Here is a 9915-nt window from a genome sequence, read left to right on the forward strand (position 1 = left end):
ATAGTACCAACGTTAACGTGCGTTTTCGTACGTTCAAATTTTTCTTTAGACATGACAGTCCCTCTAAGCACGGTATTTCGGTGGCATTACGACCACACAACCAACAATCAGGTTTGTTGAGTATATATCAAACGGCTTGAAGTTACCTTGGAGAGGATGGTGCTGATAGGCAGATTTGAACTGCCGACCTCACCCTTACCAAGGGTGCGCTCTACCGACTGAGCTATATCAGCACTCTAAAAAGAGTGGAGCGGGCAGCGGGAATCGAACCCGCATCATCAGCTTGGAAGGCTGAGGTAATAGCCATTATACGATGCCCGCAATCGTTACTCGTAGAGCTATTCAAACAATTTGAAATTGGTGGTGGAAGAAGGATTCGAACCTTCGAAGGCTGAGCCGTCAGATTTACAGTCTGATCCCTTTGACCACTCGGGAATTCCACCTAAATTTTGGTGCCGGCTGCCGGAATCGAACTGGCGACCTACTGATTACAAGTCAGTTGCTCTACCAACTGAGCTAAGCCGGCGACAAGTGCTGCGCATTCTATGCCATGGATTTGAGGGGTGCAATAGGGAATTTTAAAAAAATGGGTGATTTTTGCGTCTTTTGGGTATTTTTTTGTGTGATTGTTGGGAAAGTAACCAGCCAACACCTTGATGACAATAGGCAAGCGCTTTTCCTTCCCGCTGGTTTGCGGTATCGTCACTCTCTTTATTGGCTTAAGGCACATGGATCATGAACGCAACGCTAACGCCTTATTTGTCGTTCGACCGTCAACAATGGGCTGAACTGAGGGATGCAGTGCCCATGACGCTTACCGAAGATGACATTGACCGCTTACGCGGCTTGAATGAACATTTATCAATGGATGAAGTGCGCGATGTCTATCTACCGTTGTCGCGCTTACTCAATCTGTATGTTAAAGCGCGTAAAAGCCGAACTGAAGTACTTGATGAGTTTCTTTCTCTGCCCGTGTCAAACCATGTGCCTTACGTTATCGGCATTGCAGGCAGTGTGGCGGTTGGGAAAAGCACGACGGCAAGGCTCCTAAAAGCGCTTCTAACCCGGTGGCCGGATCACCCTAAAGTGGCGTTAGTCACCACTGATGGTTTTTTATATCCCAATGCTGAGCTCGAATCGCGCGGCATCATGCACAAAAAGGGCTTCCCGCAATCGTATGACATGCGCAAGCTGGTTGAATTTGTCGCTGACGTCAAATCAGGCAAAGACTGTGTCACTGCGCCTGTTTATTCCCACCTTGTCTACGACATTACATCGGATGAGCAAAAAGTCGAAAAGCCCGATATTTTAATATTAGAGGGGCTGAATGTGCTACAAAGTGGCATGGATTATCCACACGATCCGCACCACGTGTTTATTTCTGATTTTCTCGACTTTTCTATTTATGTAGACGCCGAGCCTGACTTACTCAAACACTGGTACATCGAACGCTTTATGAAGTTTCGGCGCGGGGCATTCCTCGATCCACAAGCTTATTTCCACCATTACACGCGCTTGTCCATCGAAGAAGCGACACAGAAAGCAGCCACCATTTGGAATGATATTAACGGCAAGAATTTACTAGAAAACATTTTGCCAACCCGTGAACGGGCAAGCTTAGTGTTAGAAAAGGGCCCGAACCATTCTGTTCAGCGCGTTCGCGTGCGTAAATAGTCCGCATTCGTATAAGGACTAATCATCGCGCCTTAACGAGATTTCCCCTCCCAAGTAAGGCGTGATGTTTCCATCAACCTCCAGCAATAAGGCGCCATGCTCATCAATACCGCGCTCAATACCTTTTACCTGGCGGTCGCCCATTAATAGCTTAACGGGGCGACCGATAAAATTATCCAGTTGTGGCCAATCAGCCAAAATACTAGCCATACCTTGCTGTTCGTAGGCGATAAGCGATGCCTTGAGACGGTCAATCAAGTTCGCTGCTAACGTATTACGTGACGGCATCGGTGAACACGCCTGTGCAAGCTTCGCCCAAGGTTGATCAATATTGTCGTTAAGATGGGTCCCCATACCGAGGTTAAGCCCCATACCAATCACTATGTGTGCCGCATCACCCGTTTGCCCGGTCATTTCAACCAAAATACCCGCCAACTTTTTGTCTTGATAATAGAGGTCGTTTGGCCATTTTACTTTGACACCTGGCGCACCCAGATCGTGTAACGCTTTTGTCATTGCTACTCCGACGACAAGGCTGAGCCCCATTGCCGCCGCAGGCCCTGCATCTAATCGCCAATACATGGAGAGGTATAAATTGCTACCAAACGGCGATTGCCATGCACGCCCTCGACGACCACGGCCTTGTTGCTGATACTCGGCCAGGCACACACTACCAGGACTGAGCTGCCCCACTCTTTCCATTAAATGCTGATTGGTTGAGTCTATCACTGGGATCACAGCCAAAGCAGGTATATCGGTATGGGCACTTAACCAAGCTTCATCGAGCAGCTCAATCGGTTGTGATAAGCAATAGCCTTTGCCCTGTACTCGATAAATATCAAGCCCCCAAGATTGGAGAACCTTGATGTGTTTACTGATCGCCGCACGCGTCATACCCAGCGCTTCCCCCAGCATTTCACCAGAGTGAAACTCACCATCAGATAAACGTGTAATCAAGGCGAGACGTGCCGAATGCGCGCTCTTCATTGTGCCTCCAAGGTTGTTTCACCCTGCTGATCAATCAAGCGCACTTCGTGCTCAAGCCTCACACCAAAACGCGTATAAACGTGCGAGACGACATGCTTAGCTAAACGTATCACATCATCACTGATCGCATTCTCGGCATTGGTAATAACCAGTGCTTGCTGAGGATGAACGCGTGCGCCGCCTTGGCGTTTCCCTTTTAAGCCACATTGATCAATCAGCCACCCCGCTGCGACCTTTTTTTGTCCCAAAGGCGCAGAAAAGAGCGGCACATCAGGGTAAGAAACCTTTAACTTTGTCGCTTGCTCGCTATCAAGCACCGGATTTTTAAAGAAACTCCCAGCGTTACCGCACACAGAAGGATCGGGTAATTTAGCGCGCCGAATCGCACACACAGCATCAAAGATGCCTTTGGGGGTCGCTTGTTGAGAATCCAGTTCAGCTAACGCGCCATACTTGAGTACCGGTTTCCACGCTTTATCCAAGCGAAAGCCAACCTGAGTAATGACCCATCCCTGCATGGCGGGGGTTTTAAAAATCGAATCGCGGTAACCAAACTGACATTCATCGCAAGACAGACGACGTTGATTGCCCGTGTCAGGATGATAGATATCGACGTAAGCGCAACGCTCGGCAAATTCGACACCATAGGCACCAATATTTTGAATCGGTGCCGCCCCCACACAGCCGGGAATTAATGCCAGGTTCTCAAGCCCAGGCATCGCATTATCAATACTCCAGGCAACAAACGCATGCCAAGGCTCACCGGCGCCAACATGTAATAGGTAATGGTCAGCGTGGTTATCGATCGTGATCCCCTTTAGGCGGTTAAGGACCACCACTCCCTCAAAGTCTTGGCAAAAAAGCAGGTTGCTGCCTTCACCAACCACTAACTTCGGTGAGTTGTGATAATCAGACGCTTGCCAAATCTCTTGTAAGTCTTGCACACAATGTGCTTCTACAATCGCTTGGGCGCGCGCGGGCAAACCAAACGTATGATGGGGTGTCAAAGACACATCAGATAACCACTTCATCGTTGCATTACGCTGTTAGAAAACTCATTGATGGGTATACTACCTGTCCTGCTCGTATTGCGCATCTATTAGGCTATGGATAATTATCACATTCACCCGCTAGAGCCCTTGCGGTTCCCACTGGTAGCGCGGTTCTACAAAACACACTATCCTCCCGGAAAACCCAAGAAAGATGAACGTATTTGGGTCATTGATGGCCCGAGTGGACTATGTGGCGCGGTACGCTTTCAGCAACGTCTCGAGTATCAGTTACTCACAGGCATGTTGCTACACCCTGATCTGCGAGGAACAGGTTTAAGTCATCGTTTACTCGACGCAGTGCAAGAAACACTGTGTCAACGTCCTAGCTTTTGCTTAGCTTTCCGTCCACTGACTACCTTGTATGCGCAGCATGGTTTTACGCCTGTCGATCATCACGTATTACCCGATGATCTGGCTGCACGCCTGCACCGTTATTGTCAAAGTGGCAAAGATTTAGTGGCGATGGAATACTCACCCAAAGCGTGACATTAGCAACAAAGCCATTGCGCGGTGATCCGTAGCTTGACGCAATTTCTGGTATCATTCAGGGTTTAGTATCAATGCTCGACTCTGGCCGTCGAACAAAAAGAGGTAATAATGGATTCAGCGAACGCAAACCGGCAGCTTATTGATCGCTTGCCCACCATTGCGCACCAGCCAGAAAATCTCGAAACCTTATTAGACGCGGTCTCATTTAGAGAACGGCTCCTTAGCGAAATTAAAAAAGCAACATCACGTATTTATCTGGTGGCTCTGTACTTACAAGACGACGAAGCAGGACGAAGCATTCTGGATGCGCTTTACGAAGCAAAGCAAGCTAACCCTGCCCTCGATATCAAAGTATTAGTCGACTGGCATCGCGCACAGCGAGGGTTAATTGGAGCTGAACAGTCGGACGGTAATGCAGGACTATATCGAGCTTATGCAGAGCGCTACCCACATAAGATAGAGGTCTTGGGTGTGCCAGTTAGAAACCGCGAAGTCTTCGGCGTTTTGCACTTAAAAGGATTCGTATTTGATAACACCGTTATATACAGCGGCGCCAGCTTAAACGATGTCTATTTAGCGCAACATGATAGATACCGTTATGACCGTTATCACGTGCTCGCCAATAAAGTACTCGCCGACACCATGGCAGACTTTATTGTCAACACGTTAATCGCCGACAGTGCCGTCAACTGTCTCACCTCGCCCGACCGCCCCAACAGCAAAGCACTAAAGCCAAACATTCGTGAGTTTCGTGGTCAGCTACAGCAGGCCAGCTATCGATATCAAGATGAGCCGGTTAGTGAAGACCAAGTTGGACTTACCCCGATGGTCGGGTTAGGTAAACGGAAAAATAAACTCAATCGCTATATCTGTCATTTGATTGCCAGTGCCCATGATGAATTAGTCATTTGCACGCCCTATTTTAATCCACCACGCAGTGTCGTTCGCGAAATCCGTCGCGCACTTCGCCGAGGGGTAAGCGTGAGGATTATAGTGGGAGATAAAACCGCGAACGATTTCTACTCACCACCAGAGGCGCCATTTAAGACGATTTCAGCTCTGCCTTATTTGTATGAAGTCAACTTACGCAACTTTGCCCGTCGCAACGAAGCAGCGATTGCAAAACGTCAGTTAAATATCCATATCTGGAAACATGATGACAACAGCTTCCATTTGAAAGGCATTTGGGTCGATCGCCAGTATATGCTGTTAACGGGAAATAACCTCAATCCGCGCGCCTGGAAGCTAGACTTAGAAAACGCCATCTTGATTCATGATAAGCATCAGCAATTAGAGGCGCAGAAGCAGCAAGAGGTAGATACGATCTTGGCTCATACACAGCTGGTTGGCAGTTATAAGCAGATAGAAAAAATGGAGGATTATCCTGCGCCAGTCAAACGCCTACTTAAACGGATAAAGCGGGTTAAGGCCGATCATATACTCAATCAGATACTTTAGGGGATAACCGCAATGAAACAGGCCAAAATAGCTGCCATTGACGTTGATGCACAGCGCACGTTTACGCCGTTGTGTCCTGACGAATTACCCGTCCCCGAAGGCGATACCATCGGACCGGCACTCAACGAGCAGGCAACGTTGGCTGACGTACGTGTTTTGACCAAAGATGCGCATCCTGCTAACGCCATTTGGGTGGTCGACGACCCCGCTGACATGCTCCAGCGTTTGCCGCATAAAAACGCCGATCTGACTTGGGTGCAACACGCGGTTCCCGGAACGAAAGGGTTTGAGACGATTGACGCATTGCCAGCAGTGACCGAATATCATTATGTGGTTTGGAAAGGCATCGAGCCCGATCTTCATCCGTATGGTGCTTGCTTTCATGATATTGAAGAAAAGCTCAGTACTGGATTAATTGAGTGGCTGCATAGCCAAGATGTCGAAACAGTCATAGTGGGCGGACTGGCAACCGATTACTGCGTCAAAACAACCGCTATCCAACTGAAAAAACGGGGTCGTTTCGACGTTGTCGTTAACCTTGCCGCTTGCCGAGGGATTAATGCTAAAACCGTATCCTCTGCCTGTGACGAGATGCTGGCCGTCGGTATCAAATTAGTCGATAGTCAACTGGCGTTAAGCTGTCTACTGCCCCGTTAATTTGTATCGCAGCAGCACATGATTGCTTGCTGCGATCTTGCTCGCTAGTTTAATGTAAACATTATGCTCACCGCATGAATAAGTTTGAGTCCTAAGACATAAACACACCTTCGCCGATAAGATTACTAGGCTTCTTTGTCGCTATCCTCTAGTGTCTCTTTAACTATTTTTACAATGAAAAATAAGTTTGGAGAATAGCATGCAAAAACCAACAGCTTTGGGTCTATTGATCGGTGCATCTTTATGTAGCACCGCTTGGGCAATGCCCTCATCTCAACTTAATGCACTAGGTAATGGTCTCGATGTCCAATACCAAGTGATTGATAATACGCAAGATGACTGGCGCTCTTTTACCGGCAAAGTCGCCTTTACTAACCAAAGCGCCAAGACACTCCCCAAAGCTGGCTGGGCGATTTATTTCAGTCATATCCGCATGATCAAATCGATCGACACTGATCAGCTTAAAGTTTCTCATGTTAACGGCGATCTGTTTAAACTCGAACCCACTGATGCCTTTGTTCCGCTTGCGCCCGGTGACCAATTAGTGGTTGGCTTTAATGCCTCTGATTGGCAAGTGGCTAAATCCGATATTATGCCGAACTGGTATTTAGCCTCCGACGATGAAACTGGCACTCATACCGCGTTAATCGCCAGTACCAGTAACCACAAAAATGGCCAGGTGCCCACCAAGCCGGATGACGAACTCACCTTTGTGGGTGAATTTAACTCCCCTGCACAGTGGAAACGCTATGGTGGTGCACTGATCGATCACTATGACCCCTTTTCCGCGCAGCAACGATACGCGCGCAACGCCGACCTTTCACAGGAAGAGGTCCAAGGAAAAATACTGCCAACACCGGCCAGTCGCGTTGAGAAAGAAGGCCATGTCACGATTAACAGCGATTGGACTGTGGTGTATGACAATGGTTATCAAGCACAAGCAAAGTGGCTTGCCGATCAGCTTGGCATCTCAGCGAGCGACTGGGTTCCGACGAACCAAAACGTTATCTATGTTGGCTGGGAAAAAGTGACGCTCAAGGGCAGCGATCAATGGCATGAGGCCTATCGTTTAGATGTCCAGCCTGATCAGCAACGTATTGAGATTGGTGCTCCCGATGAGGCGGGTGCCTTATACGCCGCGCAAAGTTTACTACAACTCAAATCAGGCGACAGCATCAAGGCGGTGACGCTGACCGATGCGCCCCGATTTGCCTATCGAGGCCTTTCTGTTGATGCGGCACGCAACTTTCGCAGTAAAGAAGCCATTTTTAAATTACTCGATCAGATGGCCGCACTAAAGCTTAATAAACTCCACTTGCGTCTCAGCGATGATGAAGCGTGGCGCATTGAGATCCCAGCCCTCCCTGAGCTGGCCGAAGTCGGTAGCAAGCGCTGTCATGATCTATCAGAAACCCGCTGTGTATTGCCCTTCTTAGGCGCAGGACCGGACGGCACAGAAGCATCAGACGGGTATTACACCACGGAAGATTATCAAGCCATCTTGCGTAAGGCGGATGCACTCAATATTACCGTGATCCCTGAGGTAGACATGCCTGGTCACGCACACGCCGCCATCAAAGCGATGGAAGCGCGATATCACAAGTACATGGCACAAGGCGATGAAGCCAAAGCAAAGGAATATTTACTGACTGATTTTGAGGACGATACTCAGTATCTTTCCGTGCAAATGTTCACCGATAATGCCATCAATGTTTGTATGGAATCGAGCTACCGCTTTGCCGATACTGTTGTCTCCGCTTTAGTTGATGCGCATCGTGATGTTCAGCCACTCAGCACATTCCACTTTGGTGGTGACGAGATAGCAGGTGCATGGACCGACTCGCCCGTTTGTCAGTCCTTTATAACGAATAATGATGCAGGCGTAAGTAGTGTCGATGATTTAAGTCAGTACTTTGTCGAACGTATCTCACACATTGCCCAACGCTATCAGCTGGATCTCGGTGGTTGGGAAGACGGCTTAATGCACACTAATCAGGTCTATCCACGATCACAACTTACCAATCAACAGGTATATGGCAATGCATGGCAAAATATCTGGGAATGGGGGGTTGCCGACCGAGCTTATAACCTCGCTAACAGTGGTTATGGCGTTATCTATAACCAAGCCACACACCTCTATTTTGACCATCCCTACGAGCCAGATCCGAGTGAGCGTGGCTACTATTGGGCACCGCGTTTTACTGATACTCGTAAGACGTTTAGCTTTATGCCTGATGATCTCTACGCTAATGCCAACACAAAACGCAATGGCGCACCAATTACTAAAAAAGAGGTCATCGAGGCCGCAACAGTGAAAACGGTCACGCGTCCAGAAAACGTACTCGGTTTGCAAGCATCGGTTTGGAGTGAAACCATTCGCTCCGATGGCCAGTTTGAATCAATGACCTTCCCTCGCCTCTTTGCCATGGCTGAACGTGCTTGGCATCGTGCTAATTGGGAAGCGAACACACAAAACGAGAAAGAGGCGAATAAAACGCAGCGAAAAGTGGATTACAACCTCTTTGCCAATCAGTTAGCAAACTACTGGTTCCCGCAATTGGAACAACAAGGCATTGGCTTCCGTTTGCCTGTTCCTGGTGGGATGATAGAGAATGGCGAACTAAAAGCGAATTCACCGTTCCCAGGACTCGCCATTGAGTACTCAACCGATAATGGCGCAAGCTGGCAAACCTATGATGCGGCAAACGCTCCTCACGTGAGCACTCCTGTGCAGCTGCGCACCGTTTCGGGTGAACGTGTAAGCCGAATCAGTAAGATTGACTAATCGAGCCATCACGCAATATAGAAAAGACAAAGTATAGAAAAGAAAAAGCCCCGTTCACAAAACGGGGCTTTATTGGATCACAATATATTTATCAATAAGATATAGATTTGAGTTGAACGTACTGGCGCCGATCATAACAAAACAGCCTAAATCATTAGGCTAATGCTTAGGGCTTACATGTATTTAACATTAAATGATGTCGGTTTGGCGGGGATGTGATGACGCAAGGCTACAGCACTGGTATACCTCTCAAATACAAAAAAGCCCCGACCGTTAGGTCAGGGCTTTGTATTTCTTTCTCATCAAAGTCTTACGCGTATCCGCTTTGATGATTAAATTGCAAGCTATGCGCAGAGAGTTTTGAAGCGAGACGCGCAGTGTACGGTCAGTACATGAGCATCGCAGCTATCAAAAGTCGCAAGCAACAGTCACAATTTATAATCAAAGCCTGGCGATGTCCTACTCTCACATGGGGAGACCCCACACTACCATCGGCGCTGCTTCGTTTCACTACTGAGTTCGGCATGGAGTCAGGTGGGTCCAAAGCGCTATGGTCGCCAAGCAAAATTTGGTGTGTCTTCACTTTTCAGTCAAAACACGTCATCTAGAAAGCTGTTCGTTCTCGCCACAATCAACTGGCTTATTTCGAGTCCAACCCAAAACCTCTTGGGTGTTGTATGGTTAAGCCGCACGGGCAATTAGTACAGGTTAGCTCAACGCCTCACAGCGCTTACACACCCTGCCTATCAACGTCGTCGTCTACGACAACCCTTTAGAGAGCTCGAAGCTCTAGGGATGACTCATCTCGGGGCC

The 9915-nt window shown here is 48.3% G+C and carries 7 protein-coding genes, 4 tRNA genes and 2 rRNA genes; 5 read left to right on the forward strand and 8 right to left on the reverse strand.

The window, feature by feature from the left end; translation table 11 throughout:
• Positions 1-157: 157 nt before the first annotated feature.
• The 4 genes from BZG81_RS14915 to BZG81_RS14930 form a co-directional block, all read right to left on the reverse strand.
• Positions 158-233: transfer RNA gene (locus BZG81_RS14915), tRNA-Thr, on the reverse strand.
• Positions 234-246: 13 nt separating this feature from the next.
• A tRNA-Gly gene (locus tag BZG81_RS14920) sits at positions 247-321 on the reverse strand.
• A 37-nt stretch (positions 322-358) separates the two neighbouring features.
• Positions 359-443, reverse strand: a tRNA-Tyr gene (locus BZG81_RS14925).
• Positions 444-450: 7 nt separating this feature from the next.
• Positions 451-526 (reverse strand) — tRNA-Thr (locus BZG81_RS14930).
• A 209-nt stretch (positions 527-735) separates the two neighbouring features.
• Here BZG81_RS14930 and coaA point away from each other — a divergent pair.
• The gene (gene coaA, locus BZG81_RS14935; protein WP_077677753.1) at positions 736-1674 is read left to right on the forward strand and encodes a type I pantothenate kinase; all 939 of its coding nucleotides are present in this window, start codon (positions 736-738) and stop codon (positions 1672-1674) included.
• Between the two features lie 18 nt (positions 1675-1692).
• Here coaA and birA read toward each other — a convergent pair whose 3' ends face one another.
• Together birA and murB are read right to left on the reverse strand one after the other, a co-directional pair.
• Positions 1693-2661, reverse strand: a complete 969-nt coding sequence (gene birA, locus BZG81_RS14940; protein WP_021024458.1) for a bifunctional biotin--[acetyl-CoA-carboxylase] ligase/biotin operon repressor BirA — start codon at positions 2659-2661, stop codon at positions 1693-1695.
• Positions 2658-3692, reverse strand: a complete 1035-nt coding sequence (gene murB, locus BZG81_RS14945; RefSeq protein ID WP_021024457.1) for a UDP-N-acetylmuramate dehydrogenase — start codon at positions 3690-3692, stop codon at positions 2658-2660. The genes birA and murB overlap by 4 nt, the downstream gene beginning before the upstream one ends.
• A gap of 75 nt (positions 3693-3767) precedes the next feature.
• Here murB and BZG81_RS14950 point away from each other — a divergent pair, with 75 nt between their 5' ends.
• The 4 genes from BZG81_RS14950 to BZG81_RS14965 all read left to right on the forward strand — a co-directional run bounded on the left by BZG81_RS14950 (position 3768) and on the right by BZG81_RS14965 (position 9102).
• Entirely contained in the window at positions 3768-4199 is a 432-nt protein-coding gene (locus tag BZG81_RS14950) for a GNAT family N-acetyltransferase (protein WP_021024456.1), read from the forward strand.
• A gap of 111 nt (positions 4200-4310) precedes the next feature.
• Positions 4311-5660 (forward strand): CDP-diacylglycerol--serine O-phosphatidyltransferase, encoded by a 1350-nt coding sequence (pssA, locus tag BZG81_RS14955; protein WP_077677754.1) that lies wholly within the window; start codon positions 4311-4313, stop codon positions 5658-5660.
• Positions 5661-5672: 12 nt separating this feature from the next.
• Positions 5673-6317: an isochorismatase family protein gene (locus tag BZG81_RS14960; protein ID WP_077677755.1), complete on the forward strand. Its 645-nt coding sequence runs from the start codon at positions 5673-5675 to the stop codon at positions 6315-6317.
• Between the two features lie 199 nt (positions 6318-6516).
• The gene (locus BZG81_RS14965) at positions 6517-9102 is read left to right on the forward strand and encodes a family 20 glycosylhydrolase (RefSeq protein WP_077677756.1); all 2586 of its coding nucleotides are present in this window, start codon (positions 6517-6519) and stop codon (positions 9100-9102) included.
• Positions 9103-9548: 446 nt separating this feature from the next.
• Here the strand turns inward: BZG81_RS14965 and rrf are convergent.
• Together rrf and BZG81_RS14975 are read right to left on the reverse strand one after the other, a co-directional pair.
• Positions 9549-9664, reverse strand: a 5S ribosomal RNA gene (rrf, locus tag BZG81_RS14970).
• Between the two features lie 115 nt (positions 9665-9779).
• Positions 9780-9915, reverse strand: a 23S ribosomal RNA gene (locus BZG81_RS14975); the annotation flags it as partial.

This window comes from Salinivibrio sp. MA607 (genome assembly GCF_001996245.1).
In the GTDB taxonomy this organism is placed as follows: Bacteria; Pseudomonadota; Gammaproteobacteria; order Enterobacterales; family Vibrionaceae; genus Salinivibrio; species Salinivibrio costicola.